Source organism: Nocardia sp. NPDC003482 (genome assembly GCF_053588115.1).
Genome location: NZ_JBSFPI010000001.1, coordinates 662,058 through 685,879, shown reverse-complemented (window position 1 = coordinate 685,879; position 23,822 = coordinate 662,058). Strand labels below are relative to the sequence as shown.

The window sequence follows — 23,822 nt, the reverse complement described above, 5'->3', positions numbered from 1 at the left end:
CGTCGGTCATCGGATGATCTGCCCGCCGTCGACATTGAGGATGTGCCCGGTGACCCAGCCCGCGTCGTCGGAGAGCAGGTACAGGCCCGCCGCCGCGACCCCGCCCGCGGGCACGGTCACCCCGGCAGCGCCCATCGCCGCGCTGCTCACCGACCCCGACGGCGGGCCCCTGGCCGCGCTCGACACCGACGGGCGGACCGTGCGCCTCGGCGACGACCCGGCCACCGCCCGCGCGGTGCCACTGCCCGCCCCGGCCACCGGCTGGTCGCCCGGCGCGCCCGGCGAGATCCTGCTCACCGCGGGAAACCAACTGCTGCACCTGAATCGGGCCACCGGCGAGCTGCGCGCCACCGCCCTCGACGCCCCCGCCCGCGCGGTCGCCCGCCGCCCCGACGGCACGGTCGCGGTCGGCCTCGCCGACGGGCGCGTGCGCATCCTCGCCGCCGACGACACCGTCCGCGACACGGTCACCGGACTCGGGGAGATCGACGCCCTCGCCGCGGCGGGCGACGCGGTCGCCGTGCTCGACCGCTCCCAGACCACGCTCACCGAACTCGACCTCACCGAACACCGGGCCCGGCTGGCGTTGCGCGCGGGTCAGGGCGCGAGCGCGCTGATCGGCGACCACTTCGGCCGTTTGCTGGTCAGCGACACCTCCGGCGGCGCGCTGCTGGTCTACACCGCCGATCCGCTCGTGCTGCGCCAGCGGTTCCCGGTAGGCTCGTCGCCCTACGCACTTGCCTACGATCGTCGGACCGAGACCGTCTGGGTGACCCGCAGCGGCGGCAACGAGGTCCTCGGCTACGACCTGTCGAGGGGTATACCGGAGGAAGTGGACCGCTTGCCGACGGTACGCCAGCCCAATTCGGTGGCGATCGACGACCGCACCGGCGAGATGTTCGTCGGATCCGCGACCGGCGACGGTCTGCAGCGGATCGGCGCGGACCAGAGGAAGAGAGGGCAAGGATGACTCAGGCCTCGGCGCACCGTTCGCACCGTCGGCCCGGGCTCCCCGTGGAGTGGGAGCAGGCCATCGAGGAGGGCGAATACGAATACGTCCCGTTACGCCTGCCGCCCGATGTCACCCGGGTGACGGCCTCGATGCGGCTGGCCATCCAGGCCGAATACGGCGGCTGGGAACTCTCGCGCGTGCGCGCCTACACCGACGGCAGCCGCCGGGTGCTGCTGCGCCGGCGCAAGACCGCGGTGCCCGCGCCCCAGCCGGGGATGTGAGCGCGCGGATGTATTCGCTACTCCTGCGGGCGATGTTCCTGCTGCCCCCCGAGCGCGTGCACCATCTGGCCTTCGCCGCGCTGCGGCTGGTCACGGCCGTGCCCGGGGTACGGGCCCTGGTCGCGCGGCTGACCACCGTGCGCGATCCGATCCTCGCGGTGCGCGCCTTCGGCGTCGACTTCCCGGCTCCGCTCGGGCTGGCCGCCGGGTTCGACAAGGACGCGCGCGGTGTGAACGCCTGGGGCCCACTGGGTTTCGGGTTCGCCGAGATCGGCACGGTCACCGCGCGGGCGCAGCCGGGCAATCCGGCCCCGCGGCTGTTCCGGCTGCCCGCCGACCGCGCGCTCATCAACCGCATGGGGTTCAACAACGAGGGCGCCGCCGCCGCGGCCACCCGCCTGCGCCGCCGCCGCGCCGGCGCGGTCCCGATCGGCGCGAACATCGGCAAGACCAAGGTCGTGCCGCCCGAGCAGGCCGCCGCCGACTACGTCACCAGCGCCGAATCCCTCGGCCCCCTGGCCGATTTCGTCGTGGTCAACGTCAGCTCCCCCAACACCCCCGGCCTGCGCGACCTGCAAGCCGTCGAATCGCTGCGCCCCCTGCTGCGCGCGGTCCTCGACAGCGTCCGCAAACCGGTCCTGGTCAAGATCGCCCCCGACCTGTCCGACGAGGACATCGACGCGGTGGCCGACCTCGCCGTCGAACTGGGCCTGGCCGGAATCGTCGCCACCAACACCACCATCGGCCGCGACGGATTGGCCACGCCCGCACCCGAAGTCGAGGCGATGGGCCCCGGCGGCCTGTCCGGCCCGCCCCTGGCCGACCGCTCCCTCGAGGTGCTGCGCCGCCTCTACCTCCGCGTCGGCACCCGCCTCACCCTCATCTCCGTCGGCGGCCTGGAAACCCCCGACCAGGCCTTCGCCCGCATCCTCGCGGGCGCCACGCTGTTGCAGGGCTACACCGGATTCATCTACGGCGGCCTGTTCTGGACCCGGCGGATCCACCGCGGCCTGGCCCAGCGGCTGCGCGAGCACGGGTTCGGCACGCTCGCCGAGGCCGTGGGGGCGGAGCATCGCGGCGGGTTGGAGCAGTCGGCGTAAACCGGCAGTCGATGCCGAACCGTCAACCCTGGCGAATCCCCGCCGCGGACACCGGCATCCACGCGTCGTCCTCGGATCGCGGTGGCGCGCTCGGTTCCGGCCCGCGGCGCGCCAGCCGCGCGACCAGCAGCAGCACCACATCGGCGTACTCGACGCCGAGCACGGCCGCGCGCTCGTGGATCATCGCCAGCACCGCTGGCTCGTCGACCCCGCCCGGGTCGCTGATCAGCTCGTCGAGCTCCATCCCCGCCAGGGCCCGCGCCTCGCTGACTTCGTGTCCGGGCAGCCAGCTCAACCGCCACGCCCGCGACCCGGGCACGCGGTAGGCGTACTCCGGGGACCGGTCGCTGGTCATGCGCTGCCCGCCGCGGAAGATGGTCACGATCGTCTCCTCTCGAGAGCGGCCGCGGTCACGGCGACCGCCGCCAGATCCGGCGCTGATGCAGCAGCGAAATCGCCTGCGCCAGCGACACGTTCACCGCGTCCGCGCACGCCTGCGCCCGCGCGGTGTCCACGAGGCCGCCCGGCGCGGCGACCAGTTCGGCCAGTTCGACGCCCGCGCACGCCTGCGCGTGGGACAGGCCGACGTCCGGCAGCCAGCTCAACCGCCAGCCGGAGTACTCATCGACGCATTCGGCCCATTCGGAACTGACGCTGCCGGTCACGGACCGAGCTGTCACATAGAGGGTCACGGTCGACCTCCACTGCGAAAGGCGCCGCCGCGCAACCGGTCACGGGGCGCGGCGGCCACCGAGGAGATAAGGGAAGAAGTCGAAGACGAACGCGAGCCGCGGGTTCAGCACGCGTTCGCGACGCCGCCGTCGGTCTCCCGCTCGACCGGTTGGGGGCGGCGGCACCGCCGGAGCCGCCGCTTGTGGAGAAACGCTTCCATCGGTGCCTCCCGATGTCCCCCGGCGTCATTCGCCGTTCCCGATCGGCTGATTGCCGTCCCTTTGGGGCAATTGCCGAGATAGTTTGGTATTTGACAGATCTCGTCCGCGCTAAACCAGGCAATCGCCGCGTCGGCTCGCTATTCTCGGCCCGATGATCATCCGAACGCGTGGCCGGAGGGAGGTGCGAGGACGATGAGCGCACCGGACCCCGCGATCGAGGCCGTCCGCAATGTCCTGTCGCGCCTGCGCAAACGGTCGGGGCTGCGCGAACGAACCCGGCTGCGCGCCACCGAGATCGACGCGTCGGCGCTGCTGGCCCTGCCCGCGGTGGCGGCCTACGCCGAACGTCACGACACCTCGGCCGAGGCCGCGGTGCTGCCGCTGCTGCGCGAGCTGGCCGAGCGGCTCGACCCCACCGACCGCCTCATCGTGGACGCCGAACTCGTCCTCACCCTGTTCGCCGACGCCCCGCCGCCGAGCATCGATCCCGCGCGGCTGTACGCCGGAGACCTCGGCGTGCGCCGCGCCTACCTGGTCGAGCACTGGCACGCGCTGCATCGCGCGCTGCGCGCCGACCCCGGCTCGACGCCCACCGTGCGCTCGCTGCGACTCGCCCCCGAACGCCGGGCCTTCACCGCGCTGGCCACCCTCCTGGTCGACGGCCGCCCCGACACCCGGCCCGCCCCGGCCCCGCCCGACCCGACCCGACCGACGGTCACCGTCGTCGGCGACGCGGTCCTCGATCACCTCTACCGCGTCGGCCGCATCCCACAGGCGGGAAACACCGTGTCCGGCAGCATGATCGAGCATCCCGGCGGCAAGGGCCTCACCCGCGCGGTCGCCGCCGCCCGCCTCGGGCTGCACGCCCGGCTCGTCGCGGCCGTCGGCGACGACGACACGGGCGATCGGGTGCTGGCGTACCTGAGCGCCGAGGGCGTGGACACCGCATTCGTCAAACGGGTCCCCAACACCCCCACCTCGGTCACCGCGCTCATCGTCACGCCCACCGGCGAGCGCGCGCACATCCCGTGCAAGGATCCGCGCCTGGATCTGTCCGTCGAGGACCTCGACGACCCCGCGGTGCGCGCCGCCCTCACCACCGCCGACGCGGTCCTGCTCAACTTCGAGCACGCGCCCCCGGTGATCGAGCGGGTCCTCGCCGAGATCGGCGCGCTGCCCGATCCGCCCGTGCTCATCGTGCACGTCGCCCCGCCCCTGGCCCGGCCGCAGCTGCTCTACGGCCACCTCGGGGCGATCACGTTCCTCGTCGGCAGCCCCACCGAACTGGCGATGATGCTGCCCGATAGCCACGCCGTCGGCGCCGATCCGGTGCAGCAGTTGCGCATGCTCGGCATCGAAACCGTGTGCACGCTACAGAATTTTGGTGTCAGCGTCCGGGGCGCGACCCTGGACGTCGATATCCCGCCGCTACCCGCCCTGCTCACCAGCTCGCCGGGCGCTCACGCTGCCTTCTCGGCCGCGCTGGCCTATCGTGTGATCAACTCCGGTGTCCCCGTGACGGAAACCGATTTCCGCTTCGCGGCTGCCGCTATGATTGCCACCCAGTCGCTGGACGACGTTCCCGGCGCCATGCCCGATCTCGACCGCATCCATCGGATCCTGACCATCGCTTCGGAGGAGCATTGACCGTCGTCCTGCCCGGACCCACCGGCGCGTCCGTCCCGGACCACGCCCCGGTGACCCACCCCTTCGGCCGCAAGGGTGGCGAACTGGCCGTCCAGGTCTCCGAGATCGATGACGGCACGACCCGCGGTCACCTGCTCGTCTTCGGCGAGCCCGGCGACACCCCCTTCGTGCGCATCCACTCCCGCTGCCTCTACGGCGAATCCCTCGGCTCCGACGACTGCGACTGCGCCGACGAACTGGACAAGGCCCTCGACATCATCCAGGCCGCGGGCGGCGGCGTGCTCATCTACCTCGAGCAGGAGGGCCGCGGGCTCGGGCTGCTGGCCAAGGCGCACGGCTACTCCTACAGCGCCCGCCACGGCGCGGACACCTTCGCCAGCTACGAGGCGCTCGGCTATCCCGCCGACGCCCGCAGCTACGGCGGCGCCGCCGACGCCCTGAAAGGCTTGGGGCTCACCGGCATTCAGCTGCTCACCAACAATCCGCTCAAGGTCGAGGCGGTGCGGCGGGCGGGCATCGCGGTCACCGTGGTCCCGCTGCGCGCCACCGCGCAGAGTCCCCGCGCCGCCGCCTACCTCGACGCCAAACGCCGCCGACGCCGCCACTGGATCCCCACCGACGACGCCCCCTGGGCCCCCGACCCCAACTGACCCCTCACCACTCTCCTCACGAACCGGGCAAATCATCGTAGGATGGGTGATTCGCGTCACGTATCGGGAACAGGGACATGAGCACAGCACCTATCGCCTTCACCCATCAGACCGGCGTCGCGGTGACCACCGTGCCGCAGGCGTTCCAGCAGACCGTGGGGTTGCGGCCGCATCAGGTCGCCCTGCGGACCGTCGGCGGGACCCAGCAGATCACGTGGGCCGATTACGATCGGCGGGTGCGGGCCATCGCGGCGGGGCTCGCGGAACTCGGTGTGGCACACGGGGACACGGTCGGGATCATGCTCACCAATCGGCCCGAGTTCAATCTCGTCGACACCGCGGCGCTGCATCTGGGGGCGACGCCGTTCTCGGTGTACAACACCAGTTCGCCCGAGCAGATCGCGCACGTGTTCGCCAATGCGGGCAATCGCGTGGTGATCACCGAACGCGCGTTCCTCGACGCGGTCACCGGGGCGGGGGTGGACCTCGAGCACATCGTGGTGGTCGACGGCCCGGCCACCGGGGCGCGGTCGCTCGCCGAGGTGGAGTCGAATCCCAAGGCGGACTTCGACTTCGACGCCGCGTGGCAGGCGGTGCGGCCCGACGATCTGGCGACGCTGATCTACACCTCCGGCACCACCGGGCCGTCCAAGGGCGTGGAGATCACCCACAGCAATGTCGTCGCCCAGATCGTGGTGCTGATGTCGGGTCCGCTCACCGTGGGCCTCGACGATCGCGCGGTGTCGTATCTGCCCGCCGCCCATGTGGCCGACCGCATCTCGGGCCACTGCATGAATCTGTTCACCGGCATCACCGTCACCTGCGTGCCCGATCCGCGCGAGATCGCCGCCGCGCTGCCCGACGCCCGGCCGACCGCGTTCTTCGGGGTGCCGCGGGTGTGGCAGAAGATCAAGGCCGGGATCGACGCCAAACTCGCCACCGAGTCCAGCCCGGTGCGCAAGGCCCTCGCCCGGTGGGCCATCGGGGTGGGCGTCGCGAGCGCCCGCGCCCGGCTCGGCACCGCCGACGCGCCGCCGCTGCTCGGGGTACAGCACCGGATCGCCGACGCGCTCGTGCTGTCGAAACTGCGCGTGGCGCTCGGCCTGGACGCGCTGCGCATCGCCTCCTCCGGCGCGGCCGCCATCCCGCCCGAAACCCTGGAATACCTGCTGGGACTGGGCTTCACGGTCTCGGAGGTGTGGGGCATGTCCGAGACCACCGGGGTGGGCACCTTCACCGAACTCGACCGCCCGCGCCCCGGCTCGGTGGGCCGCGTGGTCGACGGCGCCGAGATCCGCCTCGCCGACGACGGCGAACTGCTCATCCGCGGCCCGATCGTCACCCGCGGCTACCGCAACATGCCCGACAAGACCGCCGAGGCGCTCGACGCCGAGGGCTGGCTGCACACCGGCGACGTGGCGACCATCGACGCCGACGGTTACGTGACCATCGTGGACCGCAAGAAGGAACTGATCATCACCGAGGCGGGCAAGAACATCTCCCCGACCAACATCGAGAACGCCGTCAAGGCGGCCTCCTCACTGATCGGGCAGATCGTGGCCGTCGGCGACGCCAAGCCCTACATCGCCGCGCTGGTGGTGCTCGACCCCGACACCGCCGCCGTGCGCGCCAAGGCGCTGGGCACCCCCGACGCCGACATCGCCACGCTCGCACGGCATCCCGAGATCCTCGCCGAGGTCCGCGCCGCCGTCGAAGCGGGCAACACCAAACTCGCCCGCGTCGAACAGATCAAACGCTTCCGCGTCCTCGACCGCGTCTGGGAACCCGGCGGCACCGAGATCACCCCCACCCTCAAACTCAAGCGCACCCCCATCGCCGCCGAATACGCCACCGACATCGCCGCCCTCTACACCGACCCCCTCCCCGCCGACGTGATCAGCCTCTGAGGCGAAACCGACTGTGGCCCAGGGCTTTCCACCCTGGGCCACAGTACGGGACGCACCTACTTCTGCTCGTAGGTCCCCACCAGCACCGCCCGCGCGATGGCCTGCGAATACAGATTGAACCCCAAGAACGCCGGGGACGCGTCGCGCGAGATGCCCAGCGACTCCACCCCCACCGCGTGCACCGCGATGTAGTAGCGGTGGTAGCCGTGCCCCGCGGGCGGCGCGGCGCCCACGAATCCGCGCGAGCCGCCGTCGTGCCGCAGCGCGATCGCGCCCTCGGGCAGGCTCTCGGCGCTGCTGCCCGCGCCCGAGGGCAGCGAGGTCACCGACGCCGGGATGTCGAACACCGCCCAGTGCCAGAAACCCGACGCGGTCGGCGCGTCCGGATCGAACACGGTCACCGCGAAGCTCTTGGTCTCGGCCGGGAACCCCGACCACGACAGCTGCGGGGAGATGTCCTTACCCCCGGCCCCGAACGAACCGGACACCTGATCGTTGCCCAGGGGCTGACCGTCGGTGACGTCGTCGGAGGTCAGCGTGAAGCTCGGCAGTTGCGGCAGCGCCGCGTACGGGTTGTAGGAGTAGTCGGGCACGAGGGCCGTCCTTTCTCGAATCGTCAGCTGTGCAGAAGGAAATGCTCCAGGACCTGTGTGCCGAATTCCAGCGCGTCGACCGGAACCCGTTCGTCCACCCCGTGGAACAGCGCCGAGAAGTCCAGCTCCGGCGGCAGCCGCAGCGGCGCGAAGCCGAAACAGCGAATTCCCAACTTGGCGAACGCTTTCGCGTCGGTGCCCCCGGACAACATGTAGGGTACCGTGCGCGCCTCGGGGTCGTGGGCCAGGATCGCGGCGTTCATGGCGTCGACCAGATGACCGTCGAAGGTGGTCTCGTAGGAGTTGAGGTGGGTGATCCACTCCCGCTCCACATCCGGTCCGATCAGCTCGTCGATCTCGCGCTCGAATTCGGCCTGCCGCCCCGGGATCACGCGGCAGTCCACCACCGCCTCCGCGGTCTGCGGGATGACGTTGGCCTTGTAGCCCGCGCGCAGCATGGTCGGATTGGCGGTGTCGCGCAGGGTCGCGCCGAGGATGCGGGAGATGGTGCCGAGCTTGGCGAGCTGACCCTCGATGTCGGGGCCGTGCGGATCGAAGTCGATGCCGGTCTCCTCGCCGACCGCGGCCAGGAATTCGGCCACCGAATCGGAGATCACCAGTGGGAACCGATGTTTGCCCAGCCGCGCGACCGCCGCGGCGAGGATGGTGACCGCGTTGTCCTCGTGCACGAACGAGCCGTGCCCGGCACGGGCCTTGGCGCGCAACCGCATCCACGCCAGCCCCTTCTCCGCGGTCTCCACCAGGTACAGCCGCTTCTCGGTGCCGTCGCGGCGCGGCACGGTGAGCGAGAACCCGCCGACCTCACCGACCGCCTCGGTGACGCCCTCGAACAGGTCGGGCCGGTTGTCGACCAGCCAGTGCGACCCCCAGCGGCCCCCGTTCTCCTCGTCGGCGAGGAAGGCGAACACCAGATCGCGCGGCGGCACCGTGCCCTCGATCTTGAACTGGCGCGCGACCGCCAGCATCATGCCGACCATGTCCTTCATATCGATCGCGCCGCGCCCCCACACGTAGCCGTCGCGCACCGCGCCGGAGAACGGGTGCACGCTCCAGTCCGACGCCTCGGCGGGCACCACGTCCAGATGCCCGTGCATGAGCAGCGCGCCGCGGCCGGGGTCCGCGCCGGGCAGCCGCGCGAACACGTTGCCGCGGCCGGGCGCCCCCGATTCCACGTATTCGGTGGTGTATCCGGCCTGGTGCAACTGGTCGGCCACCCACTGCGCGCATTCGCGTTCGCCCTTGGTGGTCTCCAACTCGCCGGTGTTGGAGGTGTCGAACCGGATCAGCGTGCTGACCAGTTCCACCACTTCCGACACCGCGCGCGCGGACTTCTCTCGAGGTGCAGACACGTAATCTTTCCTACCACCCCCGCCCGCCGCGACCACGTCTTGGCCGCAGCGTGCGCGCAATTCGCCGCGCCGGTGACTGTGGGCCGCGTCTCGATTCCCGCCCGCCGCGGCCGCGTCACCTCGATACGTACCTCGGGGTGGGTACCGCACGAGAAAGTCGGTGCTGTTCGGGGAGCGCGCGACCGGCGAGGATGGATTCCGGCGCGCCGCCCCCGCAACCTCTCGCACTCGTAAGGAGTTGAGCCGCAATGCCTTCCACCCCCGTGACACTGCTGGGCCTGGGCGCGATGGGCCGGGCCCTGGCCGCGGCGCTGCTCGCGGACGGCCACCCGGTCACCGTGTGGAACCGCACCCCGGGCCGCGCCGCCGACCTGCCGGGCGCGGTCGTCGCCCCCGCCGTCGCCGACGCGCTCGCCGCGCCCGGACCGATCCTCGCCTGCCTGCTCGATCACGCGTCGGTGCACGACACCCTCGACCCGGTCGCCGCCGACCTGTCCGGCCGCACCCTGATCAACCTCACCAGCACCACCCCCGACGAGGCCCGCGAACTGGCCGCGTGGGCCGCCGCGCACGGCGTCGCCTATCTCGACGGCGGCATCATGGCCGTCCCGGAGATGATCGGCGCGCCCGGTGCGTCGATCCTGTACTCCGGATCCGCCGCGGTCTTCGACGACCACCGCGGGCTGCTCGAAACCTTCGGCGCGGCAGAGTATTTCGGCGACGACGCGGGCCTGGCGTCGCTGTACGATTTCGCGCTGCTGTCGGGGATGTACCTCATGTTCGCCGGATTCGCGCACGGCGCGGCGCTGGTGGGTTCGGCGGGCGTGTCCGCGACCGAGTTCGCCGCCCGCGCCACGCCGTGGGTACAGGCCATGGCCGCCGGATTCGCCGGGCACGCCGCGTTCATCGATAGCGGCGACTACCGCGCAGACACCCAATCCCTGGCGTTCAACAAGGCCGCCCTCGACGCACTGGTCCGGGCCAGCCGCGCCGCCGGGGTGCCGCTCACGGTCCTCGGACCGGTCAAGGCCCTGATCGACGCGCAGGTCGCCGACGGCCACGGCGGCGAATCCTTCGCCCGGATCTTCGAGGGCATGCGCGCGGGGTGAGGCCGAAACCCGTTCAGGCCGAAGCCTTCTCGCGCACCGGTTCGATCCCGGGCTCCCGCCAGCCGGGCGGGCCGAAGACGTAGCCGAGCCGTCCACGCCAGGTCCGCGCGGCCCGCACATCCCCCACCAGGGCCGCGAACTCGTGGTAGTTCACCTTCACCGGATTGTCGGTGGCGATGTCGTGGGTCAGGCCGTAGCGGATCGGCTCGGTCTCCGCGGCGAACGAGCCGAACATCCGGTCCCACACGATGAACACCCCGCCGTAGTTGCGATCCAGATACGGCGCGTTCGAGCCGTGGTGCACCCGATGGTGCGCGGGCGTGTTGAACACGAATTCGATGGGGCGCCAGAGCTTTCGCACCCGCTGGGTGTGGATGGGGAACTGGTACAGCAGCCCGAGGGAGATCAGCAGGAAGATCATCCACACCGGGAACCCCAGCAACGCCGCCGGAACCCACGCCAGACTCCGCGGCAGCGACGCCAGCGGATTGAGCCACGGCAACCGGATCGCCGTCGACAGATTGAAGTACGTGCTCGAGTGGTGCACGCTGTGCGCGGTCCACAGCAACCGGATCCGGTGGTCGGCCCGATGCGCCCAGTAGTAACAGAAATCGGTCACCACCAGGCCCAGCACCCACACCCACCACCGATCCGCGGGCAGCTGCCACGGCGTCAGCGCCGCCGCCGCCACGACCGCCGAGAACGGCAGCAGATACTGCTGCACCGGCTTGGTCACCAGACCCAGCACATAGATTCCCCAATTGGCGGCGGTGTCCCGGCGCGCGAAACCCGTTCGCCCGTCGCGGCGCGCGTCGAGCCACTCGAGCGCCATCAGCACCGCGAAGGCGGGCACCGCGTACAGCCCCAGTTCCGCGTTCATCCCACGTCCTTCCTCCGAAACCCGGTCCGCCGCCGACGTTATCGACCCCGACCGGGCGAAACATCGCGCCGCCGAGGGATCGCGGCTCCCCCGTACGAGGGACGGCGCGGGCGCGGCGGCCGGGTATCGTCGGCGACCGTGCGGGGCGAGACGATGCGGGCCTGGGCGCGGCGGCGCGCCGAGGCGTCGGTGCGCACCTTCGCCGCCGGGCGCGAACCCGGGACCGTGCGCCGCTCGCTGGCCCGGCAGTCGCTGCTCGTCGCCGCCGCGGCCGCCGCGGTGGACGCGCTCGTCTTCGGCGTGTGCGGGCTGCCCGGCAGCGGTCCGGGATTCGCGGTGGTCATGATCGTCGCGATCGTCGCCGCCGATCTCGCGCTGGCCGCGCCGCCCGGCACCGCCGCGCTCGTCGCCGCCGCGCAGGTCGCGCTGCGGTTGCTCGAGGCGTGGCTCATGCATCGGCACGGGCTCGGCTTCCGCGTCGCCGACGTCGGCTATCTGGTCGCGGGCTATCGGGCCGGGGCGTGGTTGTCGACGCGGGCGTCGCTGCTGACGGTGCCGCTGCTCGGGTTCGGCGCGGCGGCCGCGACCCTGATCTCCGGCGGGCCCGCCGCCCACGACTGGCGGCTGCTGCTCACCCAGACCGTCTCGGCGGGTCTGGTGCCGTGGCTGGTCGGCCGCTACACCGCCGGGCGCGGCGCCTACATCGCCGAACTCGAACAGCGCGAACGCATTCGGCGTCAGCACGAACGCGCCGCCCTCGAACGCGCCCTCGCCGACGAGCGCGAGGCCATCGCCCGCGATCTGCACGACGTCATCTCCCATCACGTCGCCGCCATCGGCATCCACGCGGGGGCGGCTCGGCTCGCGCTGCCGCCCGGCCACGACGCCGCCACCCGATCGCTCACCGCGGTCGAGGAGTCCACCCGCGCGGCCATGGTCGATCTGCGCCGCCAGCTCGACCTGCTGCACGGCCGCGACGACGCCGCGACCCGCCAGCCCGGCCTCGCCGATATCGACGCCCTCGTCGACACCGTGCGCGCGGCCGGACTCGCCGTCGAACTCGACACCGGCCGGGCCGCCGACCCGCTGCCGGAGTCGTTGGACGTCACCGTGTTCCGCATCGTGCAGGAACTGCTCACCAACGCGTTGCGGCACGGCGCGGGCACCGCCGCCCTGCGCGTGGCCCGCGACGACCGGCGGCTGCGCATCGACCAGACCAATCCCGTTGCCCCGCATCATCTTCCGGAGACGTCCGCGCATCGCGGGCTGGACGGCATCCGCCGCCGCGCCGAATTGTTCGGCGGCACCGTCGAACACGGCGTCGGCCCCGATCGGCGCTGGCGGGTCGCGGTGGTGCTGCCGATCGGGGCGACGTGAGCGGCCCGATCCGCGTGCTCATCGCCGACGACCACGCCATGTTCCGCTCCGGGCTGCGCGCGGTGATCACCGCGCATCCGGATCTGGACTGCGTCGCCGACGTCGGCGACGGCCGCGCCGCCATCGCCGAAACCGCCCGGCTGCGACCGGATGTCGCGATCCTCGACGTGCGCATGCCCAAACTCGACGGCCTGGCCGCCACCGCGGCCATCGTCGCCGCGGGCGGCACCCGGGTGCTCGTGCTCACCACCTACGACAGCGAGGCCAGCCTGGCCCGCGCGCTCGCCGCCGGGGCCAGCGGCTTCCTGTTGAAGACCCTGCCGCCGGAGGAACTCGTCGCCGCCGTCCGCGTGGCCGCGCGCGGGGACGCCGTCATCGATCCGTCGATGACCCGCCGCCTCGCCGCCCGCCTCGCGGGCACCCTCGCCCCCGCCCCGCCGCCGCCGGAACTGGCCACCCTCACCGCCCGCGAACACGAGGTGCTGCTCCTGCTCGCCGACGCCGCCAGCAACGGCGAGATCGCCGCCGCCCTCGGCGTCGGCGAGGAGACCGTCAAGACCCATGTCTCCCGCATCCTCGCCAAACTCGGCGTCCGCGACCGCATCCACGCCGTCGTCTACGCCCATCAGCACGGCATCGCCCGACGCTGAGGTAGGGGCCGAGCACCAGACCACCGGCGCGCCCGTCAACCCTCCTGACGCCCAGCGGGTTTGGCGGCGGCGTACCGAGGCATACCTGGCGCGAGCATCAGAACTCGACGAGGAGGTTCACGTGTCGGGTGGAGTATTGGCCGCGATCATCGTCATCGTCGTGGTCGTCGTCGCGATCGTCATCGCGCTGGCGGCCCGACCGGCGCTGCGCCGACGGCGACTACGCACCAAATTCGGGCCGGAGTACGACCGCGTGGTCGCCGAGACCGACGACCGCCGCGCCGCCGAGGCCGAACTGGCCGAACGCGAACGCCGCCACGCCCAACTGGAACTGCGCGAGCTGTCCGACGAACAGAAACAGCGCTACCAGCTGGAATGGGCGCGCATGCAGGAGCAGTTCGTCGACGACCCCGCCGGGGCGCTCGGCGTGGCCGACCGGCTGGTGACCGCGATCATGGCCGACCGCGGCTATCCCACCGACGATCACGACCAGAAGGTCGCCGATCTGTCGGTCGAACACGCCGAACCGCTGAGCGGTTTCCGCGTCGCGCACGACATCACCGTCCGCGCGTCCGACGGAACCGCCTCCACGGAGGACATGCGCACGGCCATCGTCCACTACCGCGAGCTGTTCGCCGACCTGCTCGGCACCGATCCGACCCCGACCACCACCCGCCACCACCAGTAGTGAGAGTGTCATGAGCATCTTCTCCCGCCGCGATCCCGACACCGATATCGACGGCGATCCCGAAACCGCTACCGCCCACCACGATTCGGACCCCGACGCCGAAACCGGCCACCACGAAACGGGCACCGCCGCCCACGACCCGGAACACACCGGCGCACACGGCGATTCGGCCTCCGGCGGCTACGAGACCGAATCCGCCACGCACGGGCACGAATCCGGCACCACCCACGGCGACCCGGACGTCCCCGACGCCACCGCCGGGCACGACTCCGGCGTCATCGACCAGGAGCGCGATTCCACTGTCGCGCACCATGATTCGGCGGGCACCCACGACACCGCCAGCGACAGCACCGTCGGCGACGCCGAGGTCCGCGACGAGGAGACCCGCACCGGCCCGGCCTCGCAATCGCATCACGACGAGGAACTCGACACCGCCGACGAGCGCCGCGCCGCCGACCCCGCCGAACACGACACCCACACCGAGGTCGGCACCGCCGCCGGGGAGACCGCCGCGGCCGAGCACACCACCACCGCCGAGAACCCCACCGCCGGAACGGGTCCCGCCGACCGCGGCACCGCCGAACTCGACGGCACCCAGGTCCCCGACGGCGAATCCGCCAAACCCCCGCAGCCCACGCCGACCTCCGACGACCACCCGCTGTTCGCCGACGCCGACCTGGAGCGGCTGCGCATCGAATGGCGGGAGGTCCAGGCGCTGTTCGTCGACGACCCGCACCAGGCGGTCACCCGCGCCGACGAACTGGTCGGCACCACCATCGATCAGCTGACCCGGGTCATCGCCGACCGCAAGCAGGCCCTGGAAAGCCGTTGGCGCGCGGGCAAATCCGCCGACACCGAGGATCTGCGCCAGGCGTTGCGCGGCTACCGCGGCTTCTTCCACCGCATCCTCGGCACCAACTACTGACCGTCCCCGCCCCGATGCCACCGGCCCCCGCGCCGGTGGCATCGCCGCGTCAGCGCCCGAACACGGTGTCGCGCACGGGCATCGGCAGCCGCGCCACCACCTGGGTGAGCGCGCGCTGGATCTGACCCACCCGCAGCTCGGCGGGCAGCGTCAGCCACACGTTGCGGATCAGCGCGCACGCCTGCTCCAGCTCGCCCTCGCGTTCGAGCATCGCCGCCAGATCCAGATCCAGCAGCGCGCGCCCGACCCGATCCTTGTCGGCCATCGGCAGTTCCAGCACCCGCGCCCGCATCTCCTGCGCGGCACGGCGATCCCCGATCGCGCTGAGGGTGTGCGCCTGATGCCAGCGCAGGATGTATTCGGAGGTGCCGAGATTGTCGTCGCCGGTGGCCGTCGCGGGCAGTGCGGCGAACATCCGCTCCGCGGTCGTGATCGCGCCGACCGCCTCCCGCCGCCGCCCGATCCGGGCCTGGATCCCGGCCTCGGCCAGCAGCCCGAACACGCACGCCGACCGCGCGCCCGCCGCCTGCGCCGAATGTGCCGCCGCCAGACCCTGATCCAGCTGATGCCGGTAGCACTCGTGCCCGTGGGCCAGATGCCCGCGCAGCCACGCCTCCACCGCGGTGTCCCCGGCCTGCCGCGCGGCGCGCCGCGCCTTGGCGAACCACATGAACGTGTCGTGGATGTCGGCGACGTCGTTGAGCCGGAACGCGATCAGCCCCGCCACGATCGCCTCCACCCGCAGCAGCCGCCGGCGCAGCTCCGCGGACCGGTCGGCCAGCATCAGATGCTGGATCTGCGCCAGATCCCGCATCCGCGCGGGGATGTACTCCGAGGGTGGCTGCACATACACCAGATAGCCGCTGGACTCGACGCTCTCCTCCAACGCGCGCACCGTCTCCCACACGCCCGCCACCGCGGCGGGCGCGGGCGCGGCCCGATCGTCGGTGTAGTCGTGACCGAATCCGAGGCGATCGGGGCGGGTGCGGTAGACCCGGCACAGGGCGTCGAGGAACTGATACGACGGCATGTCCAGCCCGGTCTCCCAGCGCGACACACTCTGGTGGGACACACCGGAATTGGGCACTCCCGCCGCGTCGAGCGATTCCCGCAACCGGTGAGCGACATCGACGAGGGTATAGCCGTGGGCCATTCGATGCGCGCGCAGCAGCGACATCCCGCAGTGCGCCCGGATCGCCCGCACCGCGTCCCACGTCGTCCCCCCGGCGGTTTCCACATCGCGCACGATCCGGCGTGCGCACGCGATGCTGTGTGGGGTGCTCACAACATCTCCCGTTGGGCTTCACGAAGGCCGGACGGGCAAGGGGCTCCACGCCGTCCGAGCTCAACAGTAGCCCCGATTCGCCTGGTTGCGTTCGCATTTCACGCGCTTCTGCGCGTCAGGCGTGCAAGCGTCGGCCCCACCCTGGCGCCGACGGCCCGCGCGATCGCAGGCTGAGCGTCATGAGAAACGACAGCACCGTCGGCGGAGATCCCGCCGACACCGAAACACCCAGCGGCACAACCTCACTCACCACCCAACTGATCCAGGTGATGTCCGCGGCGGCCACCGTCGTCACGGCGCTGGCCGCCTACATCGCCTGCGCGTCGGTGATGAACATCCCGACCGTGTCGATCCTGTCGGCGGCGTGCCTGCTCGCGGGCTGGCTCGCGCGGGCCCGGCGCGGCAGACGCCCGGCGTGTCCGCCCGCGCCGCCGACCCCGCCCCGGCCGCCGGAGCGGATCGAATCGGCGCGGCGCTGGTTGCGCCGATTACGGGCGCGCCGGGATCGCTGACGCCCGGCGCGCGCCCTCGGACCGACGCCCGGCGCGGCGGTCACCACGCGCCGACTACCCCCGCGCCGGGACCGCCGACGCCGGGCGCGCGAGGTCTCGCGGCCGGTGATCCGCACCAGACGATTGCCGAATATCCGCCTGTTCCATACCGATCGGAAGTTACGAACCGGTAGCCGGAGGGGGTAGGTACGCTAGCGGTATCGATGGCACGGCAATCGTACGAGGTAGCAAGATCACCGACCTGCGAGGTGTCGCGGCGCTGGTGATCCTGACCGCGTCGTTCGCCATGCTGACCGTGTTCACCCGCTACCTCGACCACGGTTTCACCGTCGCCCAGCAGGTCTATCTGCGCACCGCGGTGGCGTTCGCGCTGGCGGTGGTGATCTTCGCCCGGAAGTTGCGGTGGGCCGTCGTCGTGCGCGCGGGCGGGCGGGAGTGGGCGGTGGTCGTGGCGCGGACGGTGTTGTTGTATGTCGTGGGCACCCTGTTGTTCGCCAAGGCCGCGACCCTCACCAGCGTCGCGAACGTCTCCTTCATCGCCGCGCTCCCCCTGGCCGCCGCGCTCGGTCTGCTGTTGCGGCGGGTCTCCGCGACCCCCGCGCGGCTGGCGTGCGTCGCGGGTTCCGTTGTGGGCGTGGCACTTCTGTCCGGTCCGCGATCCGGCGGCGCGGGCGTCACGGTCGATCCGGGCGATCTGCTGGCCCTGCTCGCCATGACCGCGATGGCGTGGAGCTACCTCGGCCGCGACTGGCACACCGGCGTTCTCAACAACCACGAGATCACGACCCTCACCCTCGGCGTCGGCACCCTCGGCGTGGCCCTCACCTCCCTCGCCCAGGGCCAGGGCGTCCCCCAGGTGACCGGCCCCGTCTCCCCCCTCACCCTCTGGTCGGCCGTCGCGGTGGCGGGCATCCTCAGCATCGCCAACGTCTTCCTCATCAACTACGGCTTCGACCGCGTGGACCCCGTCCACGCCGGCAACCTCCTCACCCTCGAATGCCTCTGGGGCCTCCTGTTCGGCCTCCTCTTCTACCACCAAACCCCCACCCTCCCCGGCCTCCTCGGCGGCACCCTAATCCTCACCTCCGCCCTAACCCTCAACACCACCAAAAAACCCGCCCCCTAACCCCCGTCCACCAGTACAGCCGCACCCCTTATTCGAATCCGCACCCCTTGCATAGCTACGAAACGGGTGCGGATCCGAATAAAGGGTGCGGCTGGGTTGCCGGGCTGGGGTCAGTGGAGGGCTTGGACGAGGGCGGCTATGTGGGAGGGGGCGGGGTGGTAGCCGGGGAAGTAGACGCAGACTCGGGAGCCGAGGGCGGCGAAGCGGGTGGTGATCTGGTGGGCGCATTGCTCGGGAGTGCCTCGGACGGCGATGGTTTCGAGGAGGGTGTCGTCGATGAGGTCGGTCATGTGGTCGATCGCGCCGCGTTTGGACAGGTCGTTGAGGCGGGGTTGCAGGTCGCCGCGGCCCTCGACCTCGAGGACGGGGGCGTAGGCGGGGGTCGAACCGTAGAAGGCGAGCAGGCGGCGGACCCCGGCGTCGGCGGCGGCGCGTTCGGTGTCGTCGCGGAACATCGACACCATCACCTGCGGGACGATCTCGAAATCCGCCGCCGCGCGGCGCGCGCGGTCCAGGCCCTCCGCGACGGCGGGCAGGGTGCGCTCGCGGAAGTGCCGAATCGTGTTGAACGGCATCATCATCAGACCGTCGGCGACCTCGGCCGCGGTCCGCGCCATCACCGGGCCGAGCCCGCCCATCAGCACCGGCGCGACACCGAACGGGTTCGGCCCGGGATCGAAGGTCGGCGGCATGAGCGTGTGCCGGGTGAACTCGCCCCGGAAGTCCAGCGGCGTCCGCTCCTGCCACGACGTCAGGATCGCCCGCACCGCCGCCACGAACTCCCCCAGCCGCGCCGCGGGCCGCGACCACGTTGCGCCGTAACGGTTTTCGATGTGCGGCCGAATCTGCGACCCCAGCCCCAACCGGAACCGGCCCTCGCTGAGCAATGTCAGATCGTAGGTCGTGTGCGCCACATGCATCGGACTGCGCGGAAACGCCACCGCCACATTGGTGCTCACCGTCATCGGCACCACCGGCGCCACCGCCGCCAACGGCACGAACACATCGTGCGGCCCCTCGAACGTGAACAACCCGTCCACCCCGAGCCCCGCCAACTCCCGCGCCCGCCCGATCACCCGATCCGGCCGCCCGTCCAACTGAATGTCGACCAACATCACGCCGTCCTCTCCCCCGCCACCCAACCACCGCCCCACCGCTCACACAGCACCCGATTCCACCCACCGGGACCCACCGGCGGCCCCGGCCCGACGCCACCCTGAGCAGTCCGTACCACCTCGCGACACCGTCACCCGCGGACATCCTCGACCTGCGCCGGGACCTCGACACCCCGTCGACGCGGCGACGAGAACGACATCGCGAATCCCGCCCGACGAAACCCGGTCACCGACAGCCGAAACCGTCGCGAAGCGCTCCCTCTCGCCCCCTGAGCCCGGTCGCCCCATCTCCCCAGGCATCACCGGCACGATCGCGGGTATCGGTACACCATGGCGACAGCTCTGAACCGGGCCGTACGGACCCCCCTGCTGTACTTCTTCATCCTCGGCGATGTCCTCGGCGCGGGCGTGTACATCCTGGTCGGGCAGGTGGCCGCGCAATCCGGGGGCGCGGTGTGGCTGCCGCTGCTGGTGGCGCTCATCATGGCGACGCTCACCGCCGCGTCCTATGCCGAACTCGCGACCAAATATCCGCGCGCGGGCGGGTCCTCGCACTACGTCACCCGCGCGCTGGGACCGGCCGCCGGATCGCTGATCGGATTCTGCATGCTCGCCGCCGGGGTGGTGTCGGTGGGCGCGCTGGCCCGCGGCTTCGCGGGCGACTATCTGCGGGCCCTGGTCGAGCTGCCCACGACCGCGGTGATCGTGGTGTTCCTGACCGCGCTCGCGCTGCTCAACATTCGCGGCATCAAGGAATCGCTGGGCGCCAACGCCGTCGCCACCGTGATCGAACTCGGCGGTCTGGTGCTGATCATCGTGCTCGGCGCCTGGGTGATGCTCCGCGGCGACGCCGATCCCGCGCGGCTCACCGAGATCGGCACGCCCGAACACGGCGTGGTGGGCGCGACCCTGGCCGGGGCGGTGCTGGCCTTCTACTCCTTCGTCGGCTTCGAGACCTCCGCCAATCTCGCCGAGGAGGTCACCGATCCGCGCCGGTCCTATCCGCGGGCGCTGTTCGGCGCGTTGTTCACCGCCGGGATCGTCTACGTGCTGATCGGCGTCGTCGCCAGCGCGGCCGTGCCCACCGACCGGCTCGCCGCCTCGAGCGGACCGCTGCTCGAGGTCGTCCGCCTCGCCGGGGGCGTGCCCGATCGGCTGTTCAGCGTGATCGCGCTCGTCGCCGTCGCCAACGGCGCGCTGCTGACCGGGATCATGTCCTCGCGCCTGGCCTACGGCATGGCCCGCGACGGCCTGCTGCCCGCGGTGCTGGCTCGGGTGCTGCCGGGCCGGCGCACCCCGTGGGTCGCGATCCTCGCCACCTCCGCGGTCTCGCTGGTGCTCGCCCTCACCGGCGAGGTCGCCGCCCTCGCCGAGACGCTGGTGCTGTTGCTGCTGATCGTGTTCACCGCCGTCAACATCACCGTCCTGCTGCTGCGCCGCGACCCCGGCGACGCCCGCGACCACTTGCGCGTCCCGCTGCCCGTCCCGGTCCTCGCGCTGATCTCGTGCCTGTTCCTGTTCACCCGCATCGAGGCCGCCATCTGGCTGCGCGGCCTGATCCTCGTCGCGCTCGGCGTGCTGCTCGGCGCGGCCAACCACCTGCGCCGAAAAGACCGGCCGCGCAAGAAGTCCCGGCCCGCCGACCTGACCGACGAGAAGGCGGCATCGACGACCGGCCCCGCCCCCGAAATATTCTGACGCGCCGACACATTCACCGCGCCGCCGAATTCGCGATCTTTCCCTGCGCCGCCGCGCCCGTTCGGATACCTTGGTCGCGGATCAGCCGAACGAGGGAACGGACCAGGCTATGCGCGCGGTGCACCGGCGATCGATCGGCAGGCTCACCGCCGGACTGGGCGCGCTCGCGCTCGTCGCCACCGGCTGCGGCGGGAACGGGAACGACCAGCACCCGGCCACCCCGACGGCCACCACGGTCATCGTCACCGTAACCCCTTCGGACACTTCGGTTTCCGCCTCACCGACCCGCACCGCCTACGTCGCCGCGCCCGGTTCGGTGCAGGGCTTCGCGAGCCCGAGCGGTGTCGTGGTGATCGACGATCAATGGTTCGTCAGCAACCTCGGCGACAAGAAGGATCCGGCCGCCAAGGACGGCACCGGATTCGTCTCCCAGCTCACCGACCACGGCACCGTCACCAACCGCACGGCCCTGCCCCGCCCCGGCGAGCCGAAGCTCAACGCGCCCGCGGGCATGGCCGTCGTCAACGGCACCCTCTACGTCGCCGACGTCGACCGCGTCGTCGGCTACGACCCGCACACCCTCACCCAGATCTTCGAGGCGACGCTCACCGCCGACGGCCCGATCCTGCTCGACAGCATCGCCGCCCTCGACGACACGACGCTGCTGGTGACCGACACCGCCCACGGCGCGGTCCACCAATTGCACACCGCCGACAAGAGATTCGAGCCGCTGGCCACCCAGATCCCCGGCGCCAAGGGCATCGCCGTCGACCGCGACCGCAAGCTCGCCTACGTCGCCGCCGCCGGGGACCGCGCCGAGGGCGGCGACCTGTACCGGCTCGAACTGCGGCCGGGCACGGTGACCGCGACCAAACTCGGCGCCGTGCACGGCGTGCTCGCCGGAGTGCAGGTGCTGCCCAACGGCAATATCGCCGTGGCCGATTGGGTCACCGCCACCGCCGCCACCACCGGCACCATCAAGATCTACCGCCCCGACGGCACCGAGGTGTCCAAGGTGAGCCTGCCCTCGAATCTGCACGGCCCCACCGGATTCAGCCTCGACGCCGCGAACAAGAACCTGCTGGTCGCGGCCCGCCCGGACAACGCCCTCGCCATCGTCCCGATCAACTGACCGGCCGTCGCTCGACACGCCACGCCGAATTCGGTTGCGTAAAAAGCGGATTCCCGGAGCGATCGCCCATACACTGGGCCGGGTGGACGGCGATGAGTGGTTGACACCCGAACAACGAGCGATCCGCCGCAAGAACCGGATACGACTGGCCATCGTGGGCCCCATCGCCCTGCTCATCGTGGTGATCGCGATCGTGGCCTATGTGCGCAACCCCGAGGACCATTCGCCGAAGGCCGATCAGATCTCCCCGGCGTTCCTCGGCGAATGGAAGGGCGTGGCCGACAACGGTCACGACAGCTTCGACGTCGTGCTCACCATCACCGGCGACAACGCCGATCACGTGGCCACCTCGTCGAGCACCGACAAGGCCACCGGCGCGCGCTGCGAGCGCACCGAGAGCCTGTCCGCCGTCTCCGACACCGAACTCACCCTCGCCACCGCCTCGGCCACCGGCCCGAACTGCGACAAGGCCGACGTCACGGTGCGACTGCACACCGACGGCACGCTCGACTACCGCACCGGCCCCGTCACCGGCACCCTGCGCCGCAGCTGAGGGGGCGTTCCCGGGCCCGGTGAATGAACCCGCCACGCTTGGGCATTCGATCATGGTGAGTTCCCTGTCGTCCCCGTTGCTGCTGATCATCTTCGTGGCGTGCGCCGCCGCGATCTGGGTCGCGGGCGTCAAACTGTCCGACGCCACCGATGTGCTGTCCCAGCGCCTGCGTCTGGGCGAGGCCATGGGCGGGGTCATCCTGCTGGCCATCGCCACGAACCTGCCCGAACTCGCCATCACCGTCAGCGCCGCCGCGGCCCATCAGACCGATGTCGCGGTCGGCAACATTCTCGGCGGGATCGCCTTGCAGACCGTGGTGCTGGTCGCCCTCGACGCCGCCGGGGTCCGCCCGCGCGCCCCGCTCACCTATCTGGCCGCGTCGCTGGCGCTGCTGCTGGAGGGCGCGCTGGTGGTGGCGCTGCTGCTGGTGGTGATCATGTCCACCCAGATGCCCGGCGACCTCGTCATCGCGCGCACCACGCCCGGCGCGCTGCTCATCGCGGTGCTGTGGCTGGTCGGGCTGCTGCTGGTGCGCAAGGCCGGGAAGGGGCTGCCCTGGCACGAGGACGGCAACGCCCCCGACAGCCAGGCGAAGGCGCGCGGGCACTCGGAGGTCTCCAAGGAGAGCGAGGCCACCCGCCGCGGCCTCGGAACCGCCCGCGTCGCAACGGTTTTCGCGATCGCGGCGCTGGTGACGCTGGTGGCCGGCGTGTTCATCGAACGCAGCGGCGAGGAGCTGTTCGGCCGGTGGGGCATGTCCGGGGTGCTGTTCGGCGCGACCGTCCTGGCGGCGGCGACCGCCCTGCCGGAACTGTCGACCGGCCTCACCTCGACCCGCCTCGGCGACTACAAGCTCGCCGTCAGCGACATCTTCGGCGGCAACGCCTTCCTGCCGGTGCTGTTCCTCGTCGCCACCATCGTCTCCGGTTCCGCGGTGCTGCCGCAGGCCCACCACACCGACATCTACCTCACCGGCCTGGGCGGGGTGCTCACCCTGGTGTACATGACCGGCCTGGTGTTCCGCCCGCGCCGCCAATTCTTGCGGATGGGCCCGGATTCGGTGACCGCCCTGCTGGTCTACGCCGCCGGAATCGCGGGCCTGGCCTTCGTCCCGAATTGACTCAGGGGTAGATGATCCCGCACTGGGCCCCGATGGCCAGCAGCGCGCGAATCGTGCAGATCAGCTCCGTCATCGCCGCCGCCGACCCCGACGCCGACCCGGTCCCGGCGTCGATCTGGGTCAGGGCGACATCGGTGGTCGCGGGTGCGGGCGCCGCGGCCGCTGGGACCGCGGCGGCCGCGAGCGGCAGGGTCAGGGCCGCGGTGACGAGTGCGGCGGCCAGGACGTTGTTCTTCACGGGAGGGGCTCCTTCGGTCGT

At 71.5% G+C, this 23,822-nt stretch carries 25 protein-coding genes; 17 read left to right on the top strand and 8 right to left on the bottom strand.

Annotation, left to right across the window (positions count from 1 at the left end):
* The 3 genes from ACWDSJ_RS03160 to ACWDSJ_RS03150 form a co-directional block, all read left to right on the top strand.
* Window positions 1-970: hypothetical protein (locus ACWDSJ_RS03160; protein ID WP_450029001.1), on the top strand; the 970-nt coding region annotated here is incomplete at its 5' end.
* Window positions 967-1,233: a DUF5703 family protein gene (locus ACWDSJ_RS03155; protein WP_450029000.1), complete on the top strand. Its 267-nt coding sequence runs from the start codon at window positions 967-969 to the stop codon at window positions 1,231-1,233. The genes ACWDSJ_RS03160 and ACWDSJ_RS03155, both read left to right, overlap by 4 nt.
* A gap of 8 nt (window positions 1,234-1,241) precedes the next feature.
* Entirely contained in the window at window positions 1,242-2,333 is a 1,092-nt protein-coding gene (locus ACWDSJ_RS03150; protein ID WP_450028999.1) for a quinone-dependent dihydroorotate dehydrogenase, read from the top strand.
* A 22-nt stretch (window positions 2,334-2,355) separates the two neighbouring features.
* Here the strand turns inward: ACWDSJ_RS03150 and ACWDSJ_RS03145 are convergent, their stop codons facing one another.
* Window positions 2,356-2,715, bottom strand: coding sequence for a hypothetical protein (locus ACWDSJ_RS03145; protein ID WP_450028998.1), 360 nt, complete (start codon window positions 2,713-2,715; stop codon window positions 2,356-2,358).
* A gap of 28 nt (window positions 2,716-2,743) precedes the next feature.
* A complete protein-coding gene (locus ACWDSJ_RS03140) occupies window positions 2,744-2,998 on the bottom strand; it encodes a hypothetical protein (protein ID WP_450028997.1) in 255 nt (84 codons plus the stop codon).
* A gap of 420 nt (window positions 2,999-3,418) precedes the next feature.
* Here ACWDSJ_RS03140 and ACWDSJ_RS03135 point away from each other — a divergent pair, with 420 nt between their 5' ends.
* From ACWDSJ_RS03135 to ACWDSJ_RS03125, 3 genes are all read left to right on the top strand, one after another.
* On the top strand, window positions 3,419-4,873 hold the full coding sequence (locus ACWDSJ_RS03135) for a PfkB family carbohydrate kinase (RefSeq protein ID WP_450028996.1): 1,455 nt from the start codon (window positions 3,419-3,421) through the stop codon (window positions 4,871-4,873).
* A complete protein-coding gene (locus ACWDSJ_RS03130; RefSeq protein ID WP_450028995.1) occupies window positions 4,870-5,523 on the top strand; it encodes a GTP cyclohydrolase II in 654 nt (217 codons plus the stop codon). The genes ACWDSJ_RS03135 and ACWDSJ_RS03130 overlap by 4 nt, the downstream gene beginning before the upstream one ends.
* 77 nt (window positions 5,524-5,600) lie before the next feature.
* Entirely contained in the window at window positions 5,601-7,430 is a 1,830-nt protein-coding gene (locus tag ACWDSJ_RS03125) for an AMP-dependent synthetase/ligase (protein ID WP_450028994.1), read from the top strand.
* A 56-nt stretch (window positions 7,431-7,486) separates the two neighbouring features.
* On the opposite strand, the gene ACWDSJ_RS03120 is transcribed toward ACWDSJ_RS03125, so the two are convergent.
* Both ACWDSJ_RS03120 and ACWDSJ_RS03115 read right to left on the bottom strand, forming a co-directional pair.
* The gene (locus ACWDSJ_RS03120) at window positions 7,487-8,023 is read right to left on the bottom strand and encodes a YbhB/YbcL family Raf kinase inhibitor-like protein (protein WP_450028993.1); all 537 of its coding nucleotides are present in this window, start codon (window positions 8,021-8,023) and stop codon (window positions 7,487-7,489) included.
* 23 nt (window positions 8,024-8,046) lie between these two features.
* On the bottom strand, window positions 8,047-9,393 hold the full coding sequence (locus ACWDSJ_RS03115) for a M20/M25/M40 family metallo-hydrolase (protein WP_450028992.1): 1,347 nt from the start codon (window positions 9,391-9,393) through the stop codon (window positions 8,047-8,049).
* A gap of 248 nt (window positions 9,394-9,641) precedes the next feature.
* Between ACWDSJ_RS03115 and ACWDSJ_RS03110 the strand changes: the two genes are divergently transcribed.
* On the top strand, window positions 9,642-10,502 hold the full coding sequence (locus ACWDSJ_RS03110; protein ID WP_450028991.1) for an NAD(P)-dependent oxidoreductase: 861 nt from the start codon (window positions 9,642-9,644) through the stop codon (window positions 10,500-10,502).
* Window positions 10,503-10,515: 13 nt separating this feature from the next.
* On the opposite strand, the gene ACWDSJ_RS03105 is transcribed toward ACWDSJ_RS03110, so the two are convergent.
* The gene (locus tag ACWDSJ_RS03105; protein ID WP_450028990.1) at window positions 10,516-11,382 is read right to left on the bottom strand and encodes a sterol desaturase family protein; all 867 of its coding nucleotides are present in this window, start codon (window positions 11,380-11,382) and stop codon (window positions 10,516-10,518) included.
* A gap of 138 nt (window positions 11,383-11,520) precedes the next feature.
* Between ACWDSJ_RS03105 and ACWDSJ_RS03100 the strand changes: the two genes are divergently transcribed.
* The 4 genes from ACWDSJ_RS03100 to ACWDSJ_RS03085 all read left to right on the top strand — a co-directional run bounded on the left by ACWDSJ_RS03100 (window position 11,521) and on the right by ACWDSJ_RS03085 (window position 15,022).
* Window positions 11,521-12,759: a sensor histidine kinase gene (locus ACWDSJ_RS03100; RefSeq protein WP_450028989.1), complete on the top strand. Its 1,239-nt coding sequence runs from the start codon at window positions 11,521-11,523 to the stop codon at window positions 12,757-12,759.
* The gene (locus ACWDSJ_RS03095) at window positions 12,756-13,409 is read left to right on the top strand and encodes a response regulator (protein WP_387357871.1); all 654 of its coding nucleotides are present in this window, start codon (window positions 12,756-12,758) and stop codon (window positions 13,407-13,409) included. The genes ACWDSJ_RS03100 and ACWDSJ_RS03095 overlap by 4 nt, the downstream gene beginning before the upstream one ends.
* Before the next feature lie 121 nt (window positions 13,410-13,530).
* Entirely contained in the window at window positions 13,531-14,097 is a 567-nt protein-coding gene (locus tag ACWDSJ_RS03090; protein WP_387357869.1) for a hypothetical protein, read from the top strand.
* Window positions 14,098-14,107: 10 nt separating this feature from the next.
* Complete coding sequence (locus tag ACWDSJ_RS03085; RefSeq protein WP_450028988.1) at window positions 14,108-15,022, top strand: hypothetical protein; 915 nt, start codon at window positions 14,108-14,110, stop codon at window positions 15,020-15,022.
* Between the two features lie 49 nt (window positions 15,023-15,071).
* Here ACWDSJ_RS03085 and ACWDSJ_RS03080 read toward each other — a convergent pair whose 3' ends face one another.
* Entirely contained in the window at window positions 15,072-16,307 is a 1,236-nt protein-coding gene (locus ACWDSJ_RS03080) for a helix-turn-helix domain-containing protein (RefSeq protein ID WP_450028987.1), read from the bottom strand.
* A 179-nt stretch (window positions 16,308-16,486) separates the two neighbouring features.
* Here ACWDSJ_RS03080 and ACWDSJ_RS03075 point away from each other — a divergent pair, with 179 nt between their 5' ends.
* A complete protein-coding gene (locus ACWDSJ_RS03075) occupies window positions 16,487-16,819 on the top strand; it encodes a hypothetical protein (RefSeq protein ID WP_450028986.1) in 333 nt (110 codons plus the stop codon).
* A 262-nt stretch (window positions 16,820-17,081) separates the two neighbouring features.
* Window positions 17,082-17,945 (top strand): DMT family transporter, encoded by an 864-nt coding sequence (locus tag ACWDSJ_RS03070; RefSeq protein WP_450028985.1) that lies wholly within the window; start codon window positions 17,082-17,084, stop codon window positions 17,943-17,945.
* A 110-nt stretch (window positions 17,946-18,055) separates the two neighbouring features.
* On the opposite strand, the gene ACWDSJ_RS03065 is transcribed toward ACWDSJ_RS03070, so the two are convergent.
* Window positions 18,056-19,060 carry a TIGR03617 family F420-dependent LLM class oxidoreductase gene (locus ACWDSJ_RS03065; protein ID WP_450028984.1) on the bottom strand — a complete coding sequence of 335 codons (1,005 nt, stop codon included), beginning with the start codon at window positions 19,058-19,060 and terminating at the stop codon, window positions 18,056-18,058.
* Between the two features lie 330 nt (window positions 19,061-19,390).
* On the opposite strand from ACWDSJ_RS03065, the gene ACWDSJ_RS03060 reads away from it, so the two are divergent.
* The 4 genes from ACWDSJ_RS03060 to ACWDSJ_RS03045 all read left to right on the top strand — a co-directional run bounded on the left by ACWDSJ_RS03060 (window position 19,391) and on the right by ACWDSJ_RS03045 (window position 23,563).
* Entirely contained in the window at window positions 19,391-20,758 is a 1,368-nt protein-coding gene (locus ACWDSJ_RS03060; RefSeq protein WP_450028983.1) for an APC family permease, read from the top strand.
* A 109-nt stretch (window positions 20,759-20,867) separates the two neighbouring features.
* The gene (locus ACWDSJ_RS03055) at window positions 20,868-21,890 is read left to right on the top strand and encodes a hypothetical protein (protein WP_450028982.1); all 1,023 of its coding nucleotides are present in this window, start codon (window positions 20,868-20,870) and stop codon (window positions 21,888-21,890) included.
* Between the two features lie 82 nt (window positions 21,891-21,972).
* Window positions 21,973-22,443 (top strand): hypothetical protein, encoded by a 471-nt coding sequence (locus tag ACWDSJ_RS03050; protein ID WP_450028981.1) that lies wholly within the window; start codon window positions 21,973-21,975, stop codon window positions 22,441-22,443.
* A 52-nt stretch (window positions 22,444-22,495) separates the two neighbouring features.
* On the top strand, window positions 22,496-23,563 hold the full coding sequence (locus ACWDSJ_RS03045; protein WP_450028980.1) for a sodium:calcium antiporter: 1,068 nt from the start codon (window positions 22,496-22,498) through the stop codon (window positions 23,561-23,563).
* A 1-nt stretch (window position 23,564) separates the two neighbouring features.
* Here ACWDSJ_RS03045 and ACWDSJ_RS03040 read toward each other — a convergent pair whose 3' ends face one another.
* On the bottom strand, window positions 23,565-23,801 hold the full coding sequence (locus ACWDSJ_RS03040; protein ID WP_450028979.1) for a hypothetical protein: 237 nt from the start codon (window positions 23,799-23,801) through the stop codon (window positions 23,565-23,567).
* Between the last annotated feature and the right edge of the window lie 21 nt (window positions 23,802-23,822).